The sequence below is a fragment of the Arthrobacter sp. ERGS1:01 genome (assembly GCF_001281315.1).
Classification (GTDB): Bacteria; Actinomycetota; Actinomycetes; order Actinomycetales; family Micrococcaceae; genus Specibacter.
In genome coordinates, this window is the sequence record NZ_CP012477.1 from 342,365 (window position 1) to 366,626 (window position 24,262).

The following is a 24,262-nucleotide window of genomic DNA, read 5'->3' on the forward strand; positions in this document are numbered from 1 at the left end:
GTGGGTGAATGAAGAACGACGCCGGGAGCTGGGACAGTTCCTGCGCGACCGCCGCGCCAACCTGGTCCGCGCCGAGCTGGGACTGCCGCCCATTGGCCGCAGCCGCACCCTGGGATTGCGGCGCGAGGAGATTTCCGCCTTCGCGGCCGTCAGCGTCACCTGGTACACCTGGCTGGAACAGGGCCGGGACATCAACCCCTCACGCCAGGTGCTCGAATCCATTGCCCGCGTGCTCCGCCTGACCGCCGCCGAACAGTCGTATCTGTTGGCGATGGGCGGGTACGCCGCCGTGCCCACGGCCGAGGTGGTGCCGATCGAGGCGGCCCCCGCACATCTGCAGGCCCTCCTCGACGCCCTCGATTTCCCGGCATTTGCCGTGGCCCCTGATTGGGGGATCGCCGGCTGGAACAACGCCTACGAGTTGCTGTACTCACGGATTGCCCACGTGGGCCCGGAGGAGCGGAACCTGTTGTGGCTGATCTTCACTGATCCGCAACTGCGCCGGATGCTGCCCGATTGGGAGGAGACGTCACGGCATTTCGTGGCCGAGTTCCGCGCCGAGGCCGGCCCCCGGCTGGGCTCCGCGGCACATACGGCGCTGGTGGCCAGACTGGAGGCCGCCAGCCCGGAGTTCGCCAGGATTTGGGCGGACCGGGACGTGGAGGGATTCGCCTCGCGGCGCCGCGTGTTCCGGCACCCTGCCGTGGGCGAACTCGTTTTTGAACAGCACCGGCTGGTGCCCTCGGATGCGCCGGAGCTGCACTTCGTGCTGTACGCGCCGACACCGGGCACCCCCACCCGGGAGCGCTTCGCCGAGCTCGCCGCCGGAACGGGATAGGCGCCGGCCCCACGCACACCGAACGTACAGCAGATGCCAATCCGCCGCGGCGGCATCGACATCTGCCGTACGTTCGATTTCTACGTCAGAGCGTTGCGGCGGCCCTCGAAGGCACGGCCCAGCGTGACCTCATCGGCGTACTCCAGGTCTCCGCCCACGGGCAGGCCTGAAGCCAGACGGGTCACGGCAATGCCGAGCGTCTTGAGCATGCGCGAAAGGTACGTCGCCGTCGCCTCGCCCTCAAGGTTGGGGTCGGTGGCGATGATGATTTCGGTGATTTGGCTGTCGTTGAGCCGTGTCAGCAGTTCGCGGATGCGCAGCTGCTCCGGGCCGATCCCGGCGATCGGATTGATGGAGCCGCCCAGCACGTGATAGCGGCCCCGGAAAGCACGGGTCCGCTCCACGGCCAGCACGTCCTTCGACTCCTCCACCACGCAAATCACGGTGGGGTCGCGGCGTTCGTCGCGGCAGATGTTGCACAGCTCCGCCTCGGTCACGTTGCCGCACACGGTGCAGAACTTCACACGTTCCTTGACCGTGACAATGGCGCGGACCAGCCGCTGCATGTCCTCGGTGTCCGCCTCCAAAATATGGAAGGCGAGCCGTTGGGCGGACTTGGGGCCGATCCCCGGCAGGCGCCCCAGCTCATCGATGAGCTCTTGAACTGCTCCCTCGTACACGGTGGCTCATTTCTGTTGTTTCAAAAAAGCGGTGGATGGCGGGCGCTGTCAGCTGCCGCCGTTGAGCGGGCGTTCCTCGATCAGCGCCCCGCCCAAAATACGTTCGACGGCGGCCTGGCCCACCACGCCCGATTCCTCGAGCGTGACGTCATCCGGGCTCGGCACGTCTTCAACGTAGGGGGTGTCGGCGGCGCGGGCCGGCGACTGGGCGCGTCCGGCCTTCGCCTCCGGGCTGTTGGCCAGGCGCTGGTACATGCTCATCTTGCCGCCGGGCGCCTCACTCGCGGCTGGCTGTTCCGCGGGCGCGGGCGAAGCCGGTGCCGCGGACACGCCCGACTCACGAACGGGCGCGGGCGCCGTCTGGGTTGATTGGGCCGGTGTCGACTGGGCCGGGGCCGCGGCTGCGGGCGGTTCGGCCTGCGCGGGAGCCTGCTGTGCCGAATCTTGAGGGGCCGAATCCTGGGGTGCCGGCTGGGCCCAGTCGGGGGCGCTGGCGGGCGCGCCCCAGCCGGGGTCGGCCACGCGGTTGCGCGACGTTGCTCCAAGGGACACGCCCCAGTCCTGCGGTGAGTCCTGTTGCGGTTCCTGCTGCGCCTGGGCCGCCAGCAATTGGCTCCGGCGCGGTACCGAGGGCTCCTCGGCGACCGGGGCCGCGGGTGTCTCCGCCGGCAGGTCCCATCCCGTGGTCCAGGCGGAGATGGGTGAAACCTTGGGCCGGTACGGCGCCGCCGGCTGCGCGGCTGCGCCGGCGGTTGGCTGGTCCATTGCTGCAGGAGCGGCGGGTGCGTCTACGGCGTGGGGTACCGGTTGCCGGGACTCCGCCTGCGCCCATTCCTCGTGCGGCATGGCATTGGCGGCGCCCGCGTTTTCGCGGGGAGGCTCGGGAGCCCAATCGTCATGCGGGGGCTCGTCGTCCCAGTTCGGTTCCTCGGGAATGGGTCCGTCCCAATCCGAGACCCGTGCCCCGGGGCGCGCGGGAGCGGCCGGGGTGGAAGCCTGCGCGGCGGGCTGCGGTGCTGCCGGCTGTGTTGCGACGGGCTCGGGAGCCGCGACGGGAGCTACGACCGGAGATACGACGGCGGCAACGGGTGCCACTGGCTCGACTGCAACGGCCGGCACGCTCGGTGCAGGTGCAGGTGCAGGTGCAGGTGCAGCTGCTGGTGCAGCCACGGGTGCAGCGGAAACCGGCTGGACCGGCGATGCAGCCGAGGTTGACGGTGTGCGCACCTCCCTGACGGGGGTGCGCCGGTCAGCCAGTCCTTTTGGGTTTGGCTCAGCGCTCGATCCCGGTGACGGGGCGTCGCCGGTGACGGGCACCAGCTGGCAGCTGATGCCGAGCGTGGTGTGGATGGCCTGGCGGAGGTTGTCCGCGTGGCCGCCGGCGGAAAAGGCCTCGATCAGGCCCGACGACGGCAGGCCAATGCGCAGCGTCTGCCCGTCGAAGGCCTGCGGCACCACGTTCTGGTTCACCATGGCCCAGGAAACCTTGCGGATGTTCCCCAGGTTCGTCAGGATTTCCGGCCAGGCCCGGCGAATGATCTCGATCCCGGTGCCACCGGAATTCGCGGGCGCGGGGCTCGCCGCAGGAGCTTGTTGGGCCTGCGTCTGTTGAGCCGGTGCCTGGGAAGCCTCGCTGGACGGTGCCTGCTGTGCTGCCGGTGCCTGGACGGATGCGGGGTCTTCCACTACGGCCGGAACCACGTCAGCCGGAACTGCTGCGACCGGCATGGGGGCGGCGGGGATCTGTTCCGCTGCTTGGGGTGCAACTGCTGCGGGGGCGGACTCGGGTGCGCTCCCGCGGGGCGCATCTTCCCAATCCGATGTCTGGCGGGGGCTAGGCGCGGCATCGAGATCGGCCCACGTCGCCTCGGCCGGTGCCGGTGCGAGATCGCCCCAGCTGGCGGCCGCCGTGGCCTGCGCAGCGGTTGCCCGATCCGAGGGTGCCTCGGGCGCCGGTGCGGCGTTGGCGACAGGTACCGATTGGGCTGCCGGGGGCTGGACAGCAGCGGGCTCGGCGGCAGGCGCAGCCGGAGCCTCGGATTCGGGCTTCACGGCCTGGTTGCGGTTGGCCACTTCGGCGCCGGCGGCCTCCTTGGCCTTGGCCAGCTGGGCGCGCACGGCAGCAAGCCCGCCACCCGATGACACCGGGGCGGCCGGGGCGGCAAAGGCGGGGGCCGGCGTCGAGCCCTGGGTGAAATCGGGGACAAAAGCGGGGGCAGGGGAGGAATCCGCGGCTGCTCCGGGCGTCCCGCCGTAGTTGAGACGGCGTTCCATCTGGTCCAGCCGGGCGGCCATGCCGCGGGCGGAGGAGTCCGCGCCCGGCAGCAGGAGGCGGGCGCCCAACAGCTCAAGGTGCAGGCGCGGGGAGGTGGCGCCCGTCATCTCATTGAACGCGGAATTCGTGACGTCGGCGGCACGCGAGAGCTCGGCGGCGCCCAGCTGGGCCGCCTGGTTCTGCATGCGGGCAATGAGCTCATCCGGGGTGCCGCGCAAAATGGCGTGCGCGCTTTCCGGCATGGCGGCCACGATGATCAGGTCGCGGAAGCGTTCCAGCAGGTCCTCCACGAACCTGCGGGGATCGTGCCCGGTCTGGATGACGCGGTCCACGGACTTGAACACCGTGGCGGAATCGCTGGCGGCCAGGGCCTCGACGACGTCGTCCAGCAGGGACGCGTGCGTGTAGCCAAGCAGGTCCACGGCAAGTTCGTAGTCCAGGCCCGCCGCACCGGCGCCGGCCATGAGCTGGTCCAGGACGGACAGGGAGTCGCGGACTGAACCGCCGCCGGCACGGATCACGAGGGAGAGCACGCCGGGGGCGACGGGCACGCTCTCGGCCTCGCACAGCTGTGCCAAATACGCCATGAGCGGTTCGGGCGGCACCAGTCGGAACGGGTAGTGGTGCGTGCGTGAGCGGATGGTCCCAATGACCTTGTCCGGCTCCGTCGTGGCGAAGATGAACTTGATGTGCTCCGGCGGCTCCTCAACAATCTTCAGCAGCGCGTTGAAGCCGGCGGACGTGACCATGTGGGCCTCGTCGATGATGAAGATCTTGTAGCGGTCGCGGATGGGGGCAAAGGTGGCGCGTTCGCGCAGGTCGCGGGCGTCATCCACACCACCGTGGCTGGCGGCGTCAATCTCGATGACGTCCAGGGAGCCGGCGCCGCCACGGGCCAGCTCAACACAGCTGTCGCAAGTGCCGCACGGGTGTGAGGTGGGGCCCTGGGCGCAGTTCAGGCAGCGGGCAAGGATGCGGGCGGAGGTGGTTTTTCCGCAACCGCGGGGCCCGGAGAACAGGTAGGCGTGGTTGACGCGGTTCTTGTCCAGGGCGGCCATCAGGGGCGCCGTGACGTGTTCTTGCCCAATCACGTCCGCGAACGAATCGGGACGGTAACGACGATAAAGGGCTGTTGGTGCGCTCACAGATAAAACCCTATCTAATCCGCCTGACAAAATGCCGGTCACTGCCGCAGATTGGGCAAATCTGGGGAAAAGTAAAGACCCCCCATGCACCCGCCAGAGCCCGCTTACCCTTGCTACCTTCCGGTCCTGGGGGAGTTCACAGGGTGACGCCACATGAGGGGCCGTCAGTTAGCTTACCCGACGGAGGCGGGAGGGGCGAATTCGGGGAAGGGCCGGGCATCCATACCAATTTTCAGGACGTGGTGGTACGTTCGCCACGTAGGGGCAACCGACCATACCTGCATATGGACGTTCCGGGCTGCTGGGCCCCTCGGCTGCCGGGGCGCAAGGAGATGATGACTGTCATGATCTATGGAATCTTCCAGTGGGTGTTCATGGTGCTGGCCTTTGTTTTTGGTATCTCCGCCCTGGTGCGCCTCGAGGCCTTCTCCACCAATTCCACCCAGCGTGTTCGCCACCATTCGGACCAGCAGATCCTGCTGTGGATCCTGTGCGTCGTGTTTGCCCTGGCCGGCTTTGCCGCGGCTGTCCTGGCGGTCCGCGCCGGCATGCGGTAACTTCGCCACGAAATATTTGGGTGCGGAATGTCACACGCACATGACAATGTTGTAAAGTTCTTGTTGTGGACATGTTGCGGCGGGAGCACCGTATATGTGGACACGGATGGGCGCCCCCGGCGTCCATCAACTGCATGAATGGTCTGCCTTCCGATGGACCGAACGTGAGATGAGGGTAGTAGGGCTTGAACGGGGCCCTACTACCCTTATTTCATGCGGTTTTCACCCGACGGGAAGTCTCGATTCGTGACTTCGGCACTTCGTCAGGTACTCTAGAACCTGCCGTGTTGACCACGGCAAGCTGGAGGATTCGCCTAGCGGCCTATGGCGCACGCCTGGAACGCGTGTTGGGTTAACGCCCTCGGGGGTTCAAATCCCCCATCCTCCGCCAGCATGAAAGCGGCTCCGAACTGTGGAAACACGGATCGGGGCCGCTTTTGTTTTCCCCGGCAAGTCCGACGCCGGCCACGGGTCTAAGATCGTGCTGTGACTACGCAGACCCTCAACACCATTCCCCTGACCCTCAACGACGGCTCGGCCACCACCCTCGGTGCACTGTCCACCAAGGCCGTCCTGGTGGTGAATGTCGCCTCGAAGTGCGGCTTCACCGCCCAATACGACGCCCTTGAGGCGCTTTACGAAAAGTACCAGGAGCAGGGACTGGAAATCCTGGGCATGCCCTGCAACCAGTTCGGCGGCCAGGAACCGGGCACCGCGGAGGAAATCGCCGATTTTTGCCGCAAGAACTTCGGCGTGACGTTCCCGCTGGCCGCCAAGGCCGACGTCAACGGCGACGACGCCCACCCCCTGTTCGCCGCGCTGACGAACCAGGGAGCCGAGCCCGTCAAATGGAACTTTGAGAAGTTCCTGGTCAACCACGACGGCGAGCTGCTGGCCCGTTTTGACTCTCCCGTCACGCCCGACGCCCCCGAGCTCGTGGCAGCCGTGGAGGCAGCGCTGGCTTAGCCGTCCTGCGCCTAATTAGTACTGCGCCTAATCCGTCCTGCGACTAACCAGTCACGGCGGCCAGCCACGCCTCCAGGAACGCCACGCCGGCGTCGTCGTGGATGACGTCCGGGCCCAGCCCGAGGTCCTCGGAGGTGAGGACGGGGTAGGACTTGGCCGGGACGCCGTCGGCCGGGCGGACATCGACGTGCTTGACGTCGTGATCGTTGTGGTGCAGCCAGTCGGCCATGGCGTAGTCGGTGCGGGAATCGCCCACCGTGCGCCACGCCGCCGGCACGATCCCCTGGGCGGCCAGCAGTTCCACGGCGCGGCTGGCGCCCAGGTCCTTGCCGAGCCTGATGGATTCAATGTCGGTAGAAATGATGGTCGGGTCCACCCGGAAATCAATGTTCCCCGCCTCATCCGGGGAATCGTGGTCCAGGCGCACGGCGCCGAGGCCGCAAGCTGCCATGAGCTTGAGGGCGTCGGCGTCAAAATCCTGCTGCTCAATCAGGTAGTCGGCGTTGTCCACGCCCACGTGCTGCTCCACCGAGACCATGGCGCGCTTGGTCTCGTCGAAGAACATGTGGTCGGAGTATTTTTCCGAGACCATGGCACGGATCGCCGTGCCGTACGCCGCCGGCACGGCGAGGTCCTTGTCCACATGGATCCGGCCGGGGCCCGCGGCCGTAAAACTAAACCACACGGCACCCTTTTCACAGATCGCATGGACCACGGCGCCGTCGGGCAGGCCGGCGGTGATCATCGGCGCCATGACTTGTTCGGCCACGAACGCATCGGAGCGGCCGGTGTTGAAAACCACGGGAATGCCCTCATTGACCAGGGCAATCAGGGCGGCAATGATGCGGGGCGTCACCTTGCGGGTGACGGGGCTCGCGATGGGCCCGTCAACGTCAAGGAGCAGGGCAAGCGGCGGTGTTTCAAGCGTCATAAACCCATGATCGCAGTCTTCTTTGGCCCGTGTGCACCGGAACTGTAACCATTTGGCAACACACGCCGCGGTTCGGCGGGGAGGAAGTTCCCTTGACGCCCGCTTGTCCCTAGTCTGAAGGGGTGATCTTCAAAGCAGTCGGCGACAAACGCCCCTACCCGGACCATGGATACATAACGCCCAAGGACTGGGCGTCCGTTCCACCGCGCCAAGTCCGGCTGGCCGAGCTGGTGACCACCAAGGCCCAGCTCGACCTTGAGGCGTTGCTGGCCGAGGATTCAACCTTCTTTGGCGATTTGTTTCCGCACGTTGTGCAATGGCACGGGACGCTCTATCTGGAGGACGGCTTGCACAGGGCCGTGCGCACCGCCCTCCACCAGCGGACCATTCTTCACGCAAGGGTATTGGTGATAGATGACTGAGACGCCACGGGACAATGATGTCCTGTTGACACGAGGGCAGGCACGCAAGGCCGAGCGCGAACGCAAACGCCAGGCCAAGGACGACGCCTACGAGGAACGGCTGGCCCGCAAGCGGTCCAAGGACGTGCAGTTTTGGCACGGCCACCACGTGGTGGACGCCAAGACCCTGGCGGCGGCGTTCCCGGAACCCGAATCTCCCGAGTACGAGTCCGGCGTGGTGCGCCGCCGCATCACCCACGCCGTCACCTTGGTGCTGTTGCTCGCCCTGGTGGTGACCGGCGTCGTGCTGGCCGGCATGGTCCAGCGGGGCCAGCTGGAACTGAATTTCGCCTTCCCCAAGACGGTGCCCGCCGCCGCGGTCTGCCCCACCGAGACGCTGAAATACCCGGCCAACAAAACCGTCACCGTCAACGTCCTCAATGCCGGCAGCCACGAGGGCATGGCAGGCAAGGTCGCCGCGGAGCTGAAGAAGCGCGGCTACAAGGTCAAGGACGTCGCCAACGGCGTCACGAAGTACGAGGCGCCCGTGGTGATCGTTTCCGGGCCTTCCGGCCACGCGGCGGCCTTCAACCTCCAGCACAATGTTGCCGGCTCCGACTATGTCCAGGACGACCGCAAGGACGCGAGTGTCGACTTCATCATGACCGGCGAGTACACCTCGCTGGTGGAGGCGGACAAGGTTTCAAAGAAGTCCGGCAAGTTGTCGTGCCCGCACCTGACCCCGGCGCCCACCAAGCACCCGGCCGCGCCGAAGAAGGCCCCGGCAACGCCGGCAGCCAAGCCTGCGGCCACCAAGGCCGCGGCGAAGTAGCAGCCTTAGCTGATGGTGACGGGACGGCCGTCGTCGTCGAACGCGGCGCCCACGCCGGCCTGGATGAACCGCACGGCTGCGGCCACCCGCTCCTCGTCGGGAGTGTCGGCGTTGCGCCGGGACGCGCTGGCCGTCAGCGAGCCGTGGATGAGCTGCACGAGCCCCTCGGCATCGGCCTCGGGCAGGAACCCCTGGTCCATGCCGTCGCGCAGGATGTCCGCGAGCAGCTGGTTCAGCTCACCGACGTGGACGGCCAGTTTGGCGAACGAGTCCTGTGAGAGCACGCTGCGCATGGCCGGTCCGGGCGGCAGGTGGCGGCGGGTGAGGTCCTCTAACTGCGCTCGGACGTACAGCGAAAGCCTGTCCACGGGGTTTTCCAGACCGCTCAGCTTGGCCCGCAACTCGGCCACGAAACGGCCGGTTTCATCCAGTGCGTAGGCCACCAGGAGCTGTTCCAGGTCGGCGAAGTAGTTGTAGACGGCGGTGCGGCCAACGCCGGCGGTCCGCGCGACGTCCGTCATGGTCAATCCCGGAAGGCCGTGGGTGAACAAAAGTTCGCCGAAGGCGTCGAGGATCTTGCGCTGCGTCTGCTCGCGCTGCGCCGCGTTGCTGGGGGCGGCTATTCGTGGCATAGAGACATTTTACCGTCATTTTGTCAGCAAAAGCACAGGCTCCTGTCAGCCGCCCATGGCGCGCCGCCGAATGTCCAGGACACGCACGACGGCGGCGCTCACGTCCCGCTCAAACGGCAGTTCCGCCTCAGTCAGGGCGGAGGCCGCCAACGCCTTGGCGATGCACTTTGCCGCCAGCCGCTCGGGCAGGTGCAGGCTCCGTCCGAACCGCAGCCAGTCGTTGCGGACAAGGCCCGTCCGGCTGCCGGCACTGCCGCCAATGGGCAGCGCCATGCCGGGGTCGCGGGACGGGTCGCCGTCCGTGAGATCCGTGAGGATTCCACCGGGCACGCCCGCGGCAAAACCCTGCTCAATCTCGGCCGCCAGCGTGCATTGCAGGTCATAGGCGGGGGCCACGAACCATTCGCCGTCGGGGTGCTGGACCACCGAGATGTTCTTGGCGTGCAGGTTGCCGTTGCCGGTCAGCCAGGCGAACAGGAACTGCAGGAACACGTTGCGGGCCGCCAGGAGCTGCGCGGCGCACACGCCCACGATGGCGGCAGCCACGGCTTCGGTGGGAACCGCGTATTTGCGCGAGGGCGGCAGCCCCAGCAGCTGGGCGCCGTCCTCCACGGCCAGCGGCCCGGCGGCGGACCTGTCGAAACGGGCCACCAGCAGGGCGGCCTGGCCAACGCCGTCGTGCACCAGGCGCGCACCGGCCACCGGAATGGCCAGCTTCCGGGCCTTGGTGAGCAGCAGATGTTCGGTCTCCACCTGGCGGGCGTGGCTGCCGTCATTGAACTTCAGGATGTAGGCCCGGGCGGGGTCCTTGTCATGGACGTAGGAGGCGGTGACCTTGTCCTGCAGACCGGAGAGCGCGGACGGATCCACGGGGCCGGGGATCGCGGCAAAGTCGGCGAACCGGACGGCGTCCATCGTCTTTGCCACCCGCAGAAGCGGAGGGACCTGCTCCCGGGTCTCCCCGGCGGGCACGATCTGTACGTCGCCCACGGGGTTTTGGCCGGCCGCGAGCAGCAGCGAAAACTCGTCGGTGATGGTGGTCTTCACGGCCCAGCGCAGCTTGGCCAGCCGCTCGCCCTCCGGCAACAGGCCGGCAAAGTAGGCCGGCACGGTGCCGTGGCCCAGCGTCACCGGCACGTCGAGGACGGGAAGCGTCGAGGCGATGGCGGGCCCGCCGGAACTCAGATACTGCGGCAGATAGGCGAAGACGACGCCGGTGCGGGCGTGGCGGGTCAGCGTGGCGGCCGCCCGGCCACGTTTGTAGACCACGGCCTGGTGGATCTTCTTGGCGTCCTCGGGATTCTTCACGCGCGCACTTTCACGGGCCGATTTTCATGGGCGCTGCACCGTCAGGTTCAGGCTCAGGCCCAGGGCGTTCGCCACGGCCGACAGGATGTCCAGGCGCACGGTTTCGCGCCCGTTTTCCAGGTCGCTGAGCACCCGGGTGGAAATGTCGGCCAGATCCGCGGTTTCGCTCTGCGTCAAGTTCAGTTCGCGGCGGCGGGCACGCAGCGTGGCGCCAAGCTGGGCTGCGTCCATTCTGTCTGTGCCTTCCGCGGGTTTGATGGTCGTGTACGCACCCGGCCGGGCACTCGCGGCGGCCGGACCCGGAGTCCCGGGCCGCTGCTTCACCGATTAACGTCATCCGTGGCTCCATCTTACGAGCAGCACGCGGTTTTTCTGCATGATCGTGCAGATATTTCTTGAAATCCCGGAATCTGGGGCAGCCCGGTTCGCGAAAACGGTGCCAACCCGCGAAAACGGTGCGACGCAGCACCTTCCCCGCGAGTTGGCACCGTTCTCGGCGACGGGGCCTCCCGGGCGCCTAGGTGACTTTCAGCCGTTCCCGGAACTGCGGCGCATCCCACAAGCGGTTGTCCAGGACGTCGAACAAGGCGTCCACGGCGTTCCAGACGTCGACGAAGCCCAGGTACAGCGGCGTGATGCCAAAGCGGAGCACGTGGGGTTCGCGGTAGTCGCCAATGACGCCGCGGGCAATGAGGGCCGCCATGACGGCATAACCCTCGGGGTGCTTGTAGCTGACGTGGCTGCCGCGGACGCCGTGGTCCAGCGGGGTGATGAGCTCCAGGGGGTGGTCGCCGCGGCGGGCCGCCACCAGGGAGATGAAAAGGTCGGTCAGTGCCAGCGACTTCGCCCGCACGGCGTCGATTTCCGCGGCCAGGCTCACGTCGAGCCCGCATTCCACCAGCGCCATGGACACGATGGGCTGGGTGCCGCACAGGAAACGGCCAATCCCGGATACCGGCTCGTAGGAATCCTCCATGGCAAAGGGCCGCGCGTGCCCCCACCAACCGGACAGCGGCTGCCAAAAACGGTCCTGGTGGCCGGCGTGGACCCAGATGAAGGCCGGGGAGCCGGGCCCGCCGTTGAGGTACTTGTACGTGCAGCCCACGGCGAAGTCCGCCCCGGAGTCTCGTAGGTCCACGGGCACTGCACCGGCTGCATGCGCCAGGTCCCACACCACCAGGGCGCCGGCGTCGTGCACTTTGGCGGTGGTGCCGGGCATGTCCCACATGGCGCCGGTGCGGTAGTTGACATGGGAAAGTGCGACGACGGCCACGTCGGGTCCCAGCGCGGCCGCGAGCGGCAGGGCGTCGTCCACGAGCCGCACGGAGTAGCCCTGGTTGAGGAAGTCCGCGATCCCCTCGGCCATGTAGATGTCGGTGGGAAAGTTGTCCCGTTCGGTCACGATCACCGTGCGGGCGGGGTCGGCGGCCTGCTGGATGCGCAGGGCGGCGGCCAGGGCCTTGAACAGGTTCAGCGATGTGGTGTCGGTGATGACCACCTCGCCGGGGCCGGCACCGATCAGCCCGGCGAGTTTGTCGCCAAGCCTGCCCGGCAGCTCAAACCAGCCGGCGGTGTTCCAGCTGCGGATCAGGCCGGTGCCCCATTCGTCCTCCATGACCCGGGTGGCCACGCCCAGCGCCGTGCGCGGGCGGGGTCCCAGGGAGTTGCCGTCCAGGTAGATGACGCCGTCGGGCAGCAGGAACTCGTCCCGGAAGCGGCGCAGCGGATCGGCGGCATCCGCGGCGGCGCAGGCGTCGAGGGTGGAGGGTGGAGCTTGGTCCATGGGGCGTCCTTGCCGTGGGGTGTGCGGGCCAGTCCCCAATCTATGGCCGCGCTTGGCCGCCGGTCAAGGATCCCGGCCGGCCCCGTGGCACGGGAAAACCGGGAGTCGGAATGCCGGGGTGCCTGGTGAAGAATCCTGCCGAAAGAGCCCGCCGCCTAGAAGATCCGGCGTTGGCGGTGGGTGGGGAAGTGTTCGCGGACCCCGGCAATGGCCGGAAGTGAGACGTCGGCCGCCAGGACTCCGGTCTCCTCGCCGAGTTCGGCCACCACGTCCCCCATCGGGCCGGCAAGCAGCGTGTTCCCCACCGAAACCGGCGGCGCCTGGCACACGCCGGCCACGTACAGGCTGTTTTCAATGGCCCTGGCCGCCAGTAGCGTCCGCCACTGGGCGGTCTTCAACTCTCCCGGCACCCACGAGGAGCACACCAGCAATACGTCCGATCCGGCGTCGGACAAGCCCCGGGCCTGCTCGGGGAAGCGGAGGTCGTAGCAGGTCATGAGGCCGAAACGCACGCCGTCGACGTCGAACACCACCGGTTCCGTGGACGGCGCTGGCGCCACGAAATCCGACTCGCGGAAACCCTGAGCATCAAATAGATGCACCTTCCTATAGGCAGCCAGCAGGGCGCCGTCGGGGCCGAATGCGGCCAGCGTGTTGTACGCCCGGGCGGGGTCGGGGGAGGATTCCACCATCCCCGCCACGACGGCAATCCCGTGCCGGTCCGCGATCCCTGCCAGCGCCGATCCCACCTCCCCGTCCAGGGGCTGCGCCACGGACGGGAAGGTGGAATCGATCATCTTCTTTTCATAGGTGGCGTATTCGGGGAAGGCCACCAGGCGGGCGCCGTCGGCCGAGGCCCGGGCGGCATGGCCGTCAATGGCGGCCAGATTGGCGGCAATGTTGGTGCCGGAGGCCAATTGGCCCATCGCGATGCGCACTTTTGCGTTCCTTTCCCTGTGGAGTCGAAGAGGGTGGGCGGTGTTGGAACGGGCCTAGACTACAGCTTCCTCCAGCTTGGCCATCTCCGGCGGGGCCTTGCGCAGCCCCTTGGTGATGAACAGCAGCACCACGATGCCCACGGCAAGCCAGGACAGGCCCAGCGTGACGGCGTGGATGTCCAGCTGCGAGAGCAGGTAACCGCAGACCACTGCGCCCACGGCCGGGACCACCACGTAGCTGACGGGGTTCAGCACGTTCCCGGCCCGGCGCTCGCGGACGTAGTGGAAGATCACCGAGACGTTGACCAGGGTGAAGCCCGTGAAGGCGCCAAAGTTGATGAACGACGTGGAGGTGGCCACGTCCAGGAAGATCGCGATCAGCCCGATGACGCCGGCAATGACGATGTTGGCGACGGGCGTGTGGTACTTGGCGTTGAGCCGGCCAAACACGGCCTTGGGGAGTACCGAGTCGCGGCCCATGGCGTACATGAGGCGGGACGCGCTGGCCTGCGCGGCCAGCCCGGAGGCGAACTGGGCGGCGACCAGGCCGGCCAGGAACACGGCGCCAAAGAACGTGCCGCCAATCTGCAGGGCGATCTCGCTGGCGGCCGACGCCGAATCAGCGAACGCGCCGCCGGGGTGCACCAGCTGGGTGAAGTAGGCGACCACCACGAAGATGCCGCCGCCAATCAGGGCGATCAGCATGATGGCCCGCGGCATGTTCTTCTTCGGCTCGATGGTTTCCTCGGTCAGCGTGGTGACGGCGTCGAACCCCAGGAAGGAGTAGGCGGCGATCGCGGCGCCGGCGCTGATGGTGCCCAGGCTGGAGCCGGCGTTGAAGAACGGTGCGGAGCTGGCCAGCCCGCCCACGCCGGCGGCGTGCACAACGTGGCCGATGGACAGGGCCACGAAGAACACGATGACCAGGATCTGGAACGCCATGAGCACGTAGTTGGCCTTGTCCGCGACCTTGATGCCCAGGATGTTCAGGGCCGTGGTGATGGCAATGAACAATACGATCCATACAGCGATGGGGATCGACGGGAATTGGGCGCTCAGGAACGAGCCGCCAATGAGCCAGATGACCATGGGCAGGAACAGGTAGTCCAGCAGGATGGCCCAGCCCACCAGGAAGCCGACGCGCGGGTCGATCGACTTGCGCACGTAGGTGTACGCCGAGCCGGCCACGGGGTAGGCGACGGACATGCGCCCGTAGCTGTGCGCGGTGAACAGCATGGCCACCATGGCCACGAGGTAGGCGGCCGGGGCGGCGCCGCCGGTGGTTTCGGCGATGATCCCGAAGATGCCCAGCACGATGATGGGGGTCAGGTAGGCCAGGCCAAAAAGCACCAGCGAGCGCAGGTTCAGGGTGCGGATCAGGGTTGCTTGGGACGTCATGAGATGCTCCTCGTTGAGCGGAGTGCGGGGGACCAGGTGGCCGGGTCGATCCGGCCCTGGTAGACGGGGAGCTCGATTGCGGGCTCTCCGGGGCGGAACTGCGACCACATGCGGTTCAGGCCGGCGGTTCCGTTGGAGCGGACCTGTTCGACGGCGGACAGGTCCAGTTGGGCGGTGAGGACGCTCGGGTCCGCCGATGCGGCCTCGGTGATGACGCGGCCCTCGGGGTCGACGACGATGCTGCGGCCCTGCCCCGTGGGACCGGCGCAGTTCACGCTCACCATGAAGACCTGGTTGGTGATGGCGTTGGCCCGGGCCAGCACCAGTTCCTGGGCCCGGTCCGGGGTGGTGGTCTTCACGACGTTGATGATGACCTCGGCGCCCATCCAGGCCAGCTGGCGGGTGACTTCGGGGAACCAGGCGTCGTAGCAGATGGTGAGCCCGGCCCGGCCAAATCCCGCCAGGTCCACCGTGACGAATTCGTGGCCGGGATCGTATGGTTCAAAGGGGCGCCAGGGGAAGATCTTGCGGTAAAAACCGGCCAGTTCGCCCTCGGGGGAGAGTACTAAGGAGGTGTTGAACAGCTGCCCTTCGGGGCCGCGCTCGCAGACACTGCCGGGGACCAGCCAGATGCCCAGCTCCCGGGCGATCTCCTTCAGGCCGGTCACGCGGGGGCCGTCCAGCGGCTCGGCCGAGGCCTGGAGCGCTTCGGTGCGCTGTTGGTCCGGGGTGCCGTCGCCAAAGAGGTGGAGTTCGGGGAAGACCACGAGCATGGCGTCCGGCTGGTGGGCCAGGGCGGTGCGCACCTCCCGGGCGAAGGCGTCCAGCGGCTCGCCAATGAGCCGCGGCGGGGCTTGTGCTGCGATGACGGGCAAGATGCGTTCCATGGGGTGCTCCAGGGTAGATGCTGTGACTCACCTCATAATAGATCATATTGATCCATTAGTGGAAGAGTCCATGGAAAGTCCCCTAAAGTGATCACCATGGGCATGGAATCATCAGTGGCCGGAGACGCCTCGCCGATCGACGACGCGGCGCTCGCCGGCCTGGAACGACGCAGCGCCATCGACGCCGTCCGGCTGCGCATCGGCACGGCGATCCTCCTTGGCCTGCTCAAGCCGGGCGAAAGGCTGCCCGACCAGCACGAGGTGGCCCTGGGTCTTTCGGTCAGCCCCATCACGGCCCGGCGCGCCCTGACCAGCCTCGCCGAGGAAGGTGTGGTGGTGCGCCGCCGCGGCCGCAGCGGCGGAACGTTCGTGGCGGACGCCCCGCCACGCGATGTGCTGGCCGCCCTGGCCGCGCCGCCGGCGGAATTCAGCCGGGTGCACCGCCTGGTGGATCGCCGCCTGTTGGGTGAATGCACCATGACGCACTACGCCGCGCTGAACATTTCGGTCGAGCAGGTGGCGCGGTTGGACGCCCTGACGGCGCGGATGGCTGCAGCCGGCAGCTGGAGCGATTACCACCAGCTCGATGAGGAGTTCCATCGCGAGGTGGCGGACGCCTCCGGCCTGGGCGGCGCCGTGGATGCCTACAACGAGGCCCTGGCGGACTTGTACGAGTACTTCATTCCTTATCCGATCGAGAGCCTGCACGCCTCAAACCAGGACCATATCCGCCTGGTGGCGGCGTTGCGAGAGGGCCGGGCCGCGGACGCCGTGGAGGTGTCCCGGCAGCACGTGGACACGCTGCACCGGACCATGTTCATGGGGCTGGCGAACGGCGGCACCTCCTAAGCGGCGCCCCTTAATCGGAACAGCCGCCGGCTCAGATCCCCTTGCCGGGGTTCAGGATGCCGAGCGGGTCGAAGACGGCCTTGATCTTGTGCTGGAGTTCCAGCGAGAGGGCACCCACCTCCTCTTCCAGCCAATCCTGCTTCAACAGGCCGATGCCGTGTTCGCCGGTCAACGTCCCACCCAGCCGTTGGGCCAGGTGGAACATCTCCCCGAGGGCCACCTTGGCCGGTCCCTCCGTGATGGATTCGTCGTTGCCGACCACCACCATCGGATGCAGGTTGCCGTCCGCGGCGTGTGCAATGACAAAGATTTTGACCCCGGTCCGCGTGGAGATTTCGGCGAGTCCCTGGACGGCCTCGGCCAGGCGCTTGCGGGACACGCCAATGTCCCCGATGGAGACGCGCCCCAGCAGTTGCAGGGCGGGAATGGCATTGCGCCGGGCGGCGACCAGCTCGGCCGCCCGGCCGGCGTCGTCGGTGTGTTCCACGGATGTGGCATACGGGGTGATCGCCTCGATGAGCACCTGTTGCTCCAGGAGGGCGCCGTAGCCGTCGGTCTGGGCCAGCAGGAAGGCGTTGCCCCGGCGGGCGTGGTCGGTGCCCATCATCGCATCGACGGCCGCCAGGGTGCCGCCGTCGATGAATTCCAGGATGGACGGCTGGATCCGGGCATCGATAATGGCCGATGCTGCGCGTGCGGCGGCCGGGGCATCGGCGAAATAGGCCGCCACCGTGGCGGTGTGCAACGGCTGGGGGCGCAGCCGTAACGTGGCCTCGACGACGACGCCGAGGGTGCCCTCCGAGCCGATGATCAGCGCGTTCAGGTCGTAGCCGCTGACACCCTTGATGGTGTTCCGGCCGGTTTTCAGGATCCGGCCGTCCGCCAGCACCACCTGCAGGGACAGCACGGACTCGCGGGTCACCCCGTACTTGGCGCACCACATGCCGCCGGCGTTGGTGGCCACGTTGCCGCCGATCGAGCAGATCGCCGTGCTGGCCGGGTCCGGGGCATAGAAGAGGCCGTAGGGGGCGGTGGCGGCATTGACCTCGGCGTTGAGCACGCCCGGCTGGACCACGGCCTGCTGCTCCACCGGGTCGATCGAGAGGATCTTGTCCATCCGGCTCACATCCAGCACCACGGAACCCGCCGTGGCGCAGGAGCCGCCGGCCAGACCGGTGCCGGCGCCGCGCGGCACGATCGGTACCCGGTAGTGGGTGGCGAGCCGGAGTGCCTGGACCACGTCGTCCGTCGATTCCGCATAGATGATCCGGTCGGGAATGCTGGCGGGCACATACCCCGACCGGTCGACGCCGCCGCGGGCCCGGTCCGCCGGATCGGTGGAGACATTCCGGCACGCGGCCAGCAGGGCGGTGACGCCGCTGTCGGAGGGGAGAGTCGTCATGGCTCCACCTTCGTCCATGCGGGGTGCGGCCGCAAGGGTTCCTACTCCCTGCGCGTCCGGCGCATGAACGCGGCCACCACGAGTCCCAGCACAAACCACGCGAGCCCCAACCAGAGTGCCAGTGGCGTGGCGGAGGCCAGCACCACCACCAACAGGGCCGCGCCGATGGCGGGGACCACCCCGTGGAGGAACCAGTTTCCGGGTTCCGGGGCCAGCTTCTTGACTAGGAAGTAGCCGATCACCGATATATGCAGCAGGATGAATGCGGTCAGCGCCCCGACGTTGACGGCCGAGCTGAGGATGTCCAGGCCGTCGCCGCGGGTGGCCGCCCACAGCGCCACCACGATGTTCCCGGAGGCGGTAAGCAGGATGCTGCGCACCGGCACGCCCGTGCGGACGGAGACCTTGGCGAGCCCGGCGGGCAGCCGCCGTTCGCGGGCCATGTCCATGATGATGCGGCTGCCAGCACCCTGCCCCACCATGGCGGCGAACGCGGCGCCGGCGGCCTTGGACAGGGCCAGCAGCCAATGCAGCCACTGGCCAATGCTGTCCCCGACGGCGTTGTAATAGGCGGCGCCCTGCAGGCCCGGATTGGCGGCAAGTTGGGCCGGGGTGGTGGGGGAGAGCAGGGCGCCCACATAGCTTTGCGCCACGAACAGGATGCCGGCGATGATCAGGCACAGGATGGTGGCCCGGCCGATCAGCCGGACGCCGCCCTTCGCCTCCTCGGCAAAGGTGGCCAGCGCGTCGAAGCCAAGGAAGGAAAGCACGGCCACGGAGACCGCCCCCAGCACGGCGATGAGCGAGAACCCGCCGATCCCCGTAAAAGGGCTCAGCCATGGACGCTCGGATCCGTGCACCGACAGGACATAGGCGCCGCAGGCCAGCACCACCAGCAGCACCGCCACTTCAAGCAGCACGACGCCGGTGATCACCTTTGAAGCCAGCTGCACCCCCGCGAGGTTCAGGGCCGTGGTGAGGACCACGGCTACGGCCACGAAAATCCAGATGGGCACGGCCGGGAACAGCGAATTCAATGCGATACCCGTGAACATATAGGCCACGGACGGAATGAGCAGGTAGTCGAGCAGGATCATCCAGCCGGAGATGTACCCGGCCCGGGGCCCAATCCCTTTCCCCGCGTAGGCGAACACCGCCCCCGCCCGGGGGATCTCCCGGGACATGCGCATGTAGCTGACGGCGGTGAAGGCCATGACCAGGGTCGCGATGACGTAGACGGTGGCCACCGCGCCGGACGACTTGGCATCCAGGGTTCCGAAGATCCCCACCGCCGCGGCGGGGCCGATGAAAACGAGGCCAAAGAAAATGAGCTGGCCCAGCGAAACACTGCGCCGGAGCGTTCCGGGGGCCGGGGCAGAAGCCTGTGCGTCCATGAGGATCATTGTGCCCCACCGCCGTGCCGTCGGGCATGGGACGCACCCGCCTGCTGGTGGCATGATGGGCGCATGAGCGAAAATGTTGATCCCACACTGCGGTCCGTCGAGCTGATCCGCACCGCCACCGCCCGCTATACGGCGCGCAACCCCGCGGGCGCCGAAATTGAATTTGGCCACGGGGAAGGCTTGCTGAGCCCCGTCGAACTGCTGCTGGCAGCCATCGCGGGCTGCTCCTCGATCGACGTCGACACCGTGACGGCACGCAGCAGCGAGCCCGTCGAATTCCGGGTCGCGGCCACCGGGCACAAGGTGGTCGAGGACGGTGCCAACCGCGTGGACGGGCTGCACCTGTCGTTCAACGTGGCCTTCCCCGACACGGCCGAAGGGCGGAAGGCGGCCGGCATGGTGGACCGCCTGGTGAACCTCTCGCATGAGAAGTACTGCACGGTGTCACGGACCGTGGAGCGCGGCACCGCCGTCACCCACGAGGTCCAGACGGCCGTCGTGGATGCCGCGGGCTGATCGCTGCGCCGGACCGGGCGCCAACCTCTGGACAGGCGGCCGGTCCGCTACTAGCGTTGCACCCGCGGGCCGTGCCCGCCGGTTTGAACTCGCACGCCATGAGGTGAAAGCCCGGGAAACGCCGTTGCTGAACCGCGAGAGTGAAAGCGGCCCGGCCAAGTAGTGAGGTATGCACATGTCAGACGCCAAAAAGGTTCTCTCCGCCCTCGAAGATGAGCTTGGGTGGCAACGTGAACTGTACAAGGACCTCCACCGGCATCCCGAGTTGAGCCTGCAGGAATTCGCCACGGCACAGCTCATCGAGCAAAAACTCGCCTCCTGGGGCTTTGCCGTCCAGCGCATCGGCGGCACCGGAGTCGTCGGCGTCCTGGAAAACGGGGCCGGCGCATGCGTCCTGGCCCGCGCGGACATCGACGCGCTTCCGGTCACAGAAGCCACCGGCTTGGACTACGCCTCGACGGCCACCGGCACGGACTCCGACGGATCGGTGGTGGGCGTCATGCACGCCTGCGGCCACGACATGCACGTCACTGCGCTCCTGGGCGCCGCGAAAGTGTTCGCGGACCAACGGGACGCCTGGACCGGGACGTACATTGCCTTGTTCCAGCCGGCCGAGGAGACGGCCGCGGGCGCCCGGGCCATGCTCGACGACGGACTCCTCACCAAGGTGCCCCGGCCCGACGTGGCGCTGGCCCAGCACGTGATGGCCACCGAGGCCGGCACCATCGGCACCACGGCCGGACCCATTCTCTCCGCGGGCGACTCGATCAAGATCACCGTCCACGGCCGCGGTGCCCACGGGTCCATGCCGCACAACTCCGTTGACCCCGTGGTGCTGGCCGCGTCAATCGTGTTGCGGCTGCAGACCATCGTGTCGCGTGAAACCATGCCGGGCGAGTTCGCGGTCGTGACGGTGGGGGCCTCCAATGCCGGTTCCAAATCCAATATCATCGCCGACCGGGCCGTGCTGCTGCTGAACGTGCGCACCTACGACACGGAACTGCGCGCACGGGTCATCGCCTCGATTGAGCGGATCGTGCGCGGGGAATGTGCCGTGTCCGGTTCGCCCAAGGAGCCCGAGTTCGAGTACTACGACCAGTACCCGCTGACCAGCAATGACGCGGACGTGAATGCCAGGGTCACACAGGCCTTCACCGCCCATTTCCCGGCCGGAGCGGTCTACCACACAGCCCCGGCGACGGCGTCGGAGGACTTCAGTCGGGTGCCTGACGCATTTGGCGTGCCGTATGCCTATTGGACCGTGGGGTCGGTGCCCGCCGACGTCTACCGCAAGGCCGTGGCTAAGGGAACCGTTGCGGCGGACATTCCCGCCAACCATTCCCCGTTCTTCGCCCCCGCCATCGATCCCACGTTGGGGGCCGCCACGCGGGCACAGGTAGTTGCCGCCTTCGCCTACCTCGCCAAGGGGGAGTGAGCGCACCCTCCCCGGCCGGGCGTGGTTCCCCGGCTGTCGGCAACTGAGGCTCTGGAGACATTGCGAATTCGGGAGCATGATGGAGGTAGGCGGAATCCGGCGGCCCAGCAAGGGAACCGTCCGCCAGCCGGATCGCATGCCGGCGCGGTTGAAGGAGTGGATGGACCATGGACATGGTGACACTTGGCTACATCATCGTGGGCCTGATCGTCGTGGCAGTGATCATGAGCATTTTTGCCATTTACGGCGGGCGCCACAAGCACGTCCACTAAGCGCAACCGGCCGCATTCCGACGGCGTTCCGGCTGGCCTCAGTGATTGCCCTCGGCAACGCGGGGCCCTGACGGTTGCGCCGTCGTCGTTCTTACCTTCTCGGCGACCCCGAGGCTTTCGCCAAAGTGCCCGGGAATTCCCACCAGGACCGGGCCGGTGCCGCGCCCTGCCACCATGAACCGGAACGTTTCGCCTGCACGGGGGACCGTGAACAGGCTGATCCCGCCAAGGCCAAAGGCGAGGAACCAGTCCTCACCGCCCGGATCCGGGGACTCCATGACGAATCCCTCGCCGGCCTTGGTGGAGATCCGCTTTTTCACCTTCGCCGAGACCTCACGCCAGGGCCGGGACGCCAGCGCGCGCTTGCGGCGGAAGCTGCGCCAGACGAAACCGGCAATCAGCACCGACCAAAACACCGGGATGCCCATCGCCATGCCGAGGAGGATGATCTCCGTCAGGGTCCCGCCGTCCGTGCCCGGGAGCGTCATCCAGCCGTGGTCCCCGGGGCTGTAGGCGAGGGTGACCACGGAGCCCACCGCCGGTGCCTCGGCGCAGGTGCTCTGGGTTGAATGGTGCCGGTGCTGGGCTTGGCCGGCAATGGCGTAATCCAGGCCCAGATCGCAATGCTGGTACCTGTTGCTCCAGTCCTCGGCGCTGGCCACCGTGGCCGGAACCTGCGGCCAGCCGCCCCACAGCGGTTGGCCAATGTGCCAGACGGCGGCGCACCACAGGATGGCCAGCACGGCCGTGACGATCGACCAGATGCGAACCCTGCGGGTCTGCCTCCTGCCCATGCCGTCAACCTCCCAGGCGGGGGTTTCGCCGTATGGGCTGCCGGTGACGGCCAGCTCAATTCCGGGGCCGAGCTGCACCTGCTGCGCCACGTGTCTCCTAGGGAAAGGTCCATGGCGGTTGGGCCGCCGAAGCAATTGTGCAACGGGTTTCTGCGTGATTGCCTTTGTGACGTGCCGGGGGGCGGTGTGTGGCTGCCGTTTCCTGTGCGCGGGACGGACCGTGAAAGGCTTGTTCCGTGGCGTATTTGACCCCCACCCCCGCACAGCTCGCCTGGCAAAAGGACGGCCTTGGCGTGTTCTTCCACTTTGGCGTCAACACCTTCCACGGGAAGGAATGGAGCGACGGGACGTTGCCGGCGTCGTCGTTCAACCCGGCCGAGCTCGACGCCGAACAGTGGGTGGCGGCCGCCCTGGATGCCGGCGCCAAGTACGTGGTCCTGACGGCCAAGCACCACGACGGCTTTTGCCTGTGGCCCACCGCCACCACCGACTACTCGGTGGCGTCCTCGCCGTGGCGGGACGGGCAGGGGGACGTGGTGGCCGAGGTGGCCGCCGCGTGCCGCAAGCTCGGCATGAAGCTGGGCCTCTACCTTTCCCCGTGGGACCGCAACGCCGAGTGCTACCCGGACCCGGCAGCCTATGACGAGTTCTACCTGCGCCAGCTGCGTGAACTGTGCACCAACTACGGCGAGCTGTGTGAGCTGTGGTTCGACGGGGCCGGCTCGCATGGCCGCGAATACGATTGGTCCCGCATTGCCGGGCTCATCGCCGAGCTCCAGCCCGGCGCCATGGTCTTCAACATGGGCGCCCACACCATCCGCTGGGTGGGAAACGAAGACGGCCTGGCCGCGGACCCCGTCGAGTACGTGGTGGACCAGACCGACTTCTCCAACTACACGGTCCTCGCCGCCAAGCTTGAGGAGGCGCTGTATTTGCCGCCGGAATGCGACGTCTCGATCCGCCGCGGCTGGTTCTGGCACCCCGACGACGAGCCCAAGGAGCTGGACCACCTGCTCGCCATCCACTACCGCTCCATCGGCCTGGGTGCCAACCTGCTGCTGAACCTGCCGCCGGACAACCGCGGGCTCATCCCGGACGCCGACGTTGCGCGTGTCAGGGAGTTTGCCGGTGAAGTCCGACGCCGGTTCCAGGCTCCGCGCCCGGCCACGCTCCGCACCGCCGGACCCGGCACCTGGGTGGCGGACTTCGAGCAGGAAACCACCCTTGACCACGTGGCGCTGGCGGAAAACCTGCTGGCCGGCCAGCGGGTCACCGGCCACCGCATCAGAACCAACGACGACCGCCTCCTGGTGGAGGCAGGGACCATCGGGGTGCAGCGAATCCACGTCTTCGAAGCCGTCACGGTCCGCTCGCTGACCATCGAACTGGACGGTGCCGGCCCGGTGCTGGACGCCGTCGCCGGCTTCAGCACCGGCGTGGAGTCCATCCCGGACATCAACTACCTGGCCACGACCGACGCCCCGGACTAGGACCGACCGGTCCGGCTTCGGTCCTGCTGCGGAGCGTGCCGGCGAAAACCGGGCTGCGTATAGCTGCGCGCCAGCACGGCCAGCGCCAGCGCGGCCACCAGCAGCCCGAAGTCACGCAGGGCCACGTCGTAGAAGCCCGGATACGTCACCAGGTTCACGATGATCCCGGCCAGCCACAGCGCCACCACGAACGCGGCGTAGCGGGGCCGCAACGCCACCATGATGCCGGCCGCAATCTCCACCACGCCGATGGCCAGCATCATGGTGTGCGGGCTGAACGGGGAGATCTGCACCAGCCACGGCGCCAGGTAGTGCTCCCAGTTGGTGAAGACGTTGAAGAACTTGTCCGCGCCCATGATCAGCGGGATCGCGACAAAGCCGGCCCACAACATCAAGAACGCCCCGTACGCCGGCTCCACCCTGGCCCGGTGCAGTGCGTGACCCCTGCCGGCCGCCGAAGCGGCGGGCATCGTGCTTGCAGCCATGACATCCTCCTTCTAAAAACTGGATTGATGTTTTTAGAATGCGCC

General features: G+C 67.6%; 23 protein-coding genes, 1 tRNA gene and 1 other RNA gene. 10 read left to right on the forward strand and 15 right to left on the reverse strand.

What is annotated here, in order from left to right; all coding sequences use genetic code 11:
• Positions 1-4 precede the first annotated feature (4 nt).
• Positions 5-838: a helix-turn-helix transcriptional regulator gene (locus tag AL755_RS01585; RefSeq protein ID WP_054009423.1), complete on the forward strand. Its 834-nt coding sequence runs from the start codon at positions 5-7 to the stop codon at positions 836-838.
• Positions 839-918: 80 nt separating this feature from the next.
• Here AL755_RS01585 and recR read toward each other — a convergent pair whose 3' ends face one another.
• The 3 genes from recR to ffs form a co-directional block, all read right to left on the reverse strand.
• Positions 919-1,518 (reverse strand): recombination mediator RecR, encoded by a 600-nt coding sequence (recR, locus tag AL755_RS01590; protein ID WP_054009424.1) that lies wholly within the window; start codon positions 1,516-1,518, stop codon positions 919-921.
• A 48-nt stretch (positions 1,519-1,566) separates the two neighbouring features.
• Positions 1,567-4,938 (reverse strand): DNA polymerase III subunit gamma and tau, encoded by a 3,372-nt coding sequence (locus AL755_RS01595; protein ID WP_082368799.1) that lies wholly within the window; start codon positions 4,936-4,938, stop codon positions 1,567-1,569.
• 70 nt (positions 4,939-5,008) lie between these two features.
• Positions 5,009-5,104, reverse strand: an RNA gene (gene ffs / locus AL755_RS22110) — signal recognition particle sRNA small type.
• Positions 5,105-5,282: 178 nt separating this feature from the next.
• On the opposite strand from ffs, the gene AL755_RS01600 reads away from it, so the two are divergent.
• The 3 genes from AL755_RS01600 to AL755_RS01610 all read left to right on the forward strand — a co-directional run bounded on the left by AL755_RS01600 (position 5,283) and on the right by AL755_RS01610 (position 6,461).
• The gene (locus AL755_RS01600; protein ID WP_054009426.1) at positions 5,283-5,495 is read left to right on the forward strand and encodes a hypothetical protein; all 213 of its coding nucleotides are present in this window, start codon (positions 5,283-5,285) and stop codon (positions 5,493-5,495) included.
• A 303-nt stretch (positions 5,496-5,798) separates the two neighbouring features.
• A tRNA-Ser gene (locus AL755_RS01605) sits at positions 5,799-5,886 on the forward strand.
• A gap of 95 nt (positions 5,887-5,981) precedes the next feature.
• Positions 5,982-6,461 carry a glutathione peroxidase gene (locus AL755_RS01610; protein WP_054009427.1) on the forward strand — a complete coding sequence of 160 codons (480 nt, stop codon included), beginning with the start codon at positions 5,982-5,984 and terminating at the stop codon, positions 6,459-6,461.
• Between the two features lie 43 nt (positions 6,462-6,504).
• On the opposite strand, the gene AL755_RS01615 is transcribed toward AL755_RS01610, so the two are convergent.
• On the reverse strand, positions 6,505-7,392 hold the full coding sequence (locus tag AL755_RS01615) for a hypothetical protein (RefSeq protein ID WP_054009428.1): 888 nt from the start codon (positions 7,390-7,392) through the stop codon (positions 6,505-6,507).
• A 122-nt stretch (positions 7,393-7,514) separates the two neighbouring features.
• Here AL755_RS01615 and AL755_RS01620 point away from each other — a divergent pair, with 122 nt between their 5' ends.
• Positions 7,515-7,814 (forward strand): type II toxin-antitoxin system VapB family antitoxin, encoded by a 300-nt coding sequence (locus tag AL755_RS01620; RefSeq protein WP_054009429.1) that lies wholly within the window; start codon positions 7,515-7,517, stop codon positions 7,812-7,814.
• Positions 7,807-8,625 (forward strand): LytR C-terminal domain-containing protein, encoded by an 819-nt coding sequence (locus AL755_RS01625; RefSeq protein ID WP_082368800.1) that lies wholly within the window; start codon positions 7,807-7,809, stop codon positions 8,623-8,625. Before AL755_RS01620 ends, AL755_RS01625 begins: the two co-directional genes overlap by 8 nt.
• Positions 8,626-8,630: 5 nt before the next feature.
• On the opposite strand, the gene AL755_RS01630 is transcribed toward AL755_RS01625, so the two are convergent.
• From AL755_RS01630 to AL755_RS01660, 7 genes are all read right to left on the reverse strand, one after another.
• Positions 8,631-9,257 (reverse strand): TetR/AcrR family transcriptional regulator, encoded by a 627-nt coding sequence (locus AL755_RS01630; protein ID WP_054009431.1) that lies wholly within the window; start codon positions 9,255-9,257, stop codon positions 8,631-8,633.
• Positions 9,258-9,302: 45 nt separating this feature from the next.
• Positions 9,303-10,565, reverse strand: a complete 1,263-nt coding sequence (locus AL755_RS01635) for a type II toxin-antitoxin system HipA family toxin (RefSeq protein WP_054009432.1) — start codon at positions 10,563-10,565, stop codon at positions 9,303-9,305.
• 24 nt (positions 10,566-10,589) lie between these two features.
• Positions 10,590-10,796 (reverse strand): helix-turn-helix domain-containing protein, encoded by a 207-nt coding sequence (locus tag AL755_RS01640; RefSeq protein WP_054009433.1) that lies wholly within the window; start codon positions 10,794-10,796, stop codon positions 10,590-10,592.
• A 286-nt stretch (positions 10,797-11,082) separates the two neighbouring features.
• Positions 11,083-12,348, reverse strand: a complete 1,266-nt coding sequence (kynU, locus tag AL755_RS01645; protein ID WP_054009434.1) for a kynureninase — start codon at positions 12,346-12,348, stop codon at positions 11,083-11,085.
• Between the two features lie 155 nt (positions 12,349-12,503).
• Entirely contained in the window at positions 12,504-13,286 is a 783-nt protein-coding gene (locus AL755_RS01650) for a carbon-nitrogen hydrolase family protein (RefSeq protein WP_054009435.1), read from the reverse strand.
• A 54-nt stretch (positions 13,287-13,340) separates the two neighbouring features.
• Positions 13,341-14,684: an APC family permease gene (locus AL755_RS01655; RefSeq protein ID WP_054009436.1), complete on the reverse strand. Its 1,344-nt coding sequence runs from the start codon at positions 14,682-14,684 to the stop codon at positions 13,341-13,343.
• Positions 14,681-15,571 (reverse strand): carbon-nitrogen hydrolase family protein, encoded by an 891-nt coding sequence (locus tag AL755_RS01660; protein WP_082368801.1) that lies wholly within the window; start codon positions 15,569-15,571, stop codon positions 14,681-14,683. The genes AL755_RS01655 and AL755_RS01660 overlap by 4 nt, the downstream gene beginning before the upstream one ends.
• A gap of 96 nt (positions 15,572-15,667) precedes the next feature.
• Between AL755_RS01660 and AL755_RS01665 the strand changes: the two genes are divergently transcribed.
• Positions 15,668-16,420: a FadR/GntR family transcriptional regulator gene (locus AL755_RS01665; protein ID WP_082368856.1), complete on the forward strand. Its 753-nt coding sequence runs from the start codon at positions 15,668-15,670 to the stop codon at positions 16,418-16,420.
• A gap of 31 nt (positions 16,421-16,451) precedes the next feature.
• Here the strand turns inward: AL755_RS01665 and AL755_RS01670 are convergent, their stop codons facing one another.
• Both AL755_RS01670 and AL755_RS01675 read right to left on the reverse strand, forming a co-directional pair.
• On the reverse strand, positions 16,452-17,822 hold the full coding sequence (locus AL755_RS01670; RefSeq protein ID WP_054009734.1) for an FAD-binding oxidoreductase: 1,371 nt from the start codon (positions 17,820-17,822) through the stop codon (positions 16,452-16,454).
• A 41-nt stretch (positions 17,823-17,863) separates the two neighbouring features.
• Positions 17,864-19,216 carry an APC family permease gene (locus AL755_RS01675; protein ID WP_054009437.1) on the reverse strand — a complete coding sequence of 451 codons (1,353 nt, stop codon included), beginning with the start codon at positions 19,214-19,216 and terminating at the stop codon, positions 17,864-17,866.
• A 72-nt stretch (positions 19,217-19,288) separates the two neighbouring features.
• Here AL755_RS01675 and AL755_RS01680 point away from each other — a divergent pair, with 72 nt between their 5' ends.
• The gene (locus tag AL755_RS01680; protein ID WP_054009438.1) at positions 19,289-19,741 is read left to right on the forward strand and encodes an OsmC family protein; all 453 of its coding nucleotides are present in this window, start codon (positions 19,289-19,291) and stop codon (positions 19,739-19,741) included.
• A gap of 175 nt (positions 19,742-19,916) precedes the next feature.
• Positions 19,917-21,176, forward strand: a complete 1,260-nt coding sequence (locus AL755_RS01685) for an amidohydrolase (protein WP_107503777.1) — start codon at positions 19,917-19,919, stop codon at positions 21,174-21,176.
• A gap of 310 nt (positions 21,177-21,486) precedes the next feature.
• Here AL755_RS01685 and AL755_RS01690 read toward each other — a convergent pair whose 3' ends face one another.
• The gene (locus AL755_RS01690; RefSeq protein WP_054009440.1) at positions 21,487-22,332 is read right to left on the reverse strand and encodes a hypothetical protein; all 846 of its coding nucleotides are present in this window, start codon (positions 22,330-22,332) and stop codon (positions 21,487-21,489) included.
• A 146-nt stretch (positions 22,333-22,478) separates the two neighbouring features.
• On the opposite strand from AL755_RS01690, the gene AL755_RS01695 reads away from it, so the two are divergent.
• Positions 22,479-23,732: an alpha-L-fucosidase gene (locus AL755_RS01695; protein ID WP_054009441.1), complete on the forward strand. Its 1,254-nt coding sequence runs from the start codon at positions 22,479-22,481 to the stop codon at positions 23,730-23,732.
• On the opposite strand, the gene AL755_RS01700 is transcribed toward AL755_RS01695, so the two are convergent.
• Positions 23,729-24,217 carry a hypothetical protein gene (locus tag AL755_RS01700; RefSeq protein WP_054009442.1) on the reverse strand — a complete coding sequence of 163 codons (489 nt, stop codon included), beginning with the start codon at positions 24,215-24,217 and terminating at the stop codon, positions 23,729-23,731. The two genes, AL755_RS01695 and AL755_RS01700, sit on opposite strands and share 4 nt — an antisense overlap.
• Positions 24,218-24,262: the final 45 nt, after the last annotated feature.

Coding starts and splice junctions, on each gene's coding strand:
- AL755_RS01600 (WP_054009426.1), top strand. CDS start 5,283: ATGATCTATGGAATCTTCCAGTGGGTGTTCATGGTGCTGGCCTTTGTT.
- AL755_RS01615 (WP_054009428.1), bottom strand. CDS start 7,392: ATGACGCTTGAAACACCGCCGCTTGCCCTGCTCCTTGACGTTGACGGG.
- AL755_RS01625 (WP_082368800.1), top strand. CDS start 7,807: ATGACTGAGACGCCACGGGACAATGATGTCCTGTTGACACGAGGGCAG.
- AL755_RS01630 (WP_054009431.1), bottom strand. CDS start 9,257: ATGCCACGAATAGCCGCCCCCAGCAACGCGGCGCAGCGCGAGCAGACG.
- AL755_RS01640 (WP_054009433.1), bottom strand. CDS start 10,796: ATGGACGCAGCCCAGCTTGGCGCCACGCTGCGTGCCCGCCGCCGCGAA.
- kynU (WP_054009434.1), bottom strand. CDS start 12,348: ATGGACCAAGCTCCACCCTCCACCCTCGACGCCTGCGCCGCCGCGGAT.
- AL755_RS01655 (WP_054009436.1), bottom strand. CDS start 14,684: ATGACGTCCCAAGCAACCCTGATCCGCACCCTGAACCTGCGCTCGCTG.
- AL755_RS01660 (WP_082368801.1), bottom strand. CDS start 15,571: ATGGAACGCATCTTGCCCGTCATCGCAGCACAAGCCCCGCCGCGGCTC.
- AL755_RS01665 (WP_082368856.1), top strand. CDS start 15,668: ATGGGCATGGAATCATCAGTGGCCGGAGACGCCTCGCCGATCGACGAC.
- AL755_RS01670 (WP_054009734.1), bottom strand. CDS start 17,822: ATGACGACTCTCCCCTCCGACAGCGGCGTCACCGCCCTGCTGGCCGCG.
- AL755_RS01675 (WP_054009437.1), bottom strand. CDS start 19,216: ATGGACGCACAGGCTTCTGCCCCGGCCCCCGGAACGCTCCGGCGCAGT.
- AL755_RS01680 (WP_054009438.1), top strand. CDS start 19,289: ATGAGCGAAAATGTTGATCCCACACTGCGGTCCGTCGAGCTGATCCGC.
- AL755_RS01685 (WP_107503777.1), top strand. CDS start 19,917: ATGTCAGACGCCAAAAAGGTTCTCTCCGCCCTCGAAGATGAGCTTGGG.
- AL755_RS01700 (WP_054009442.1), bottom strand. CDS start 24,217: ATGGCTGCAAGCACGATGCCCGCCGCTTCGGCGGCCGGCAGGGGTCAC.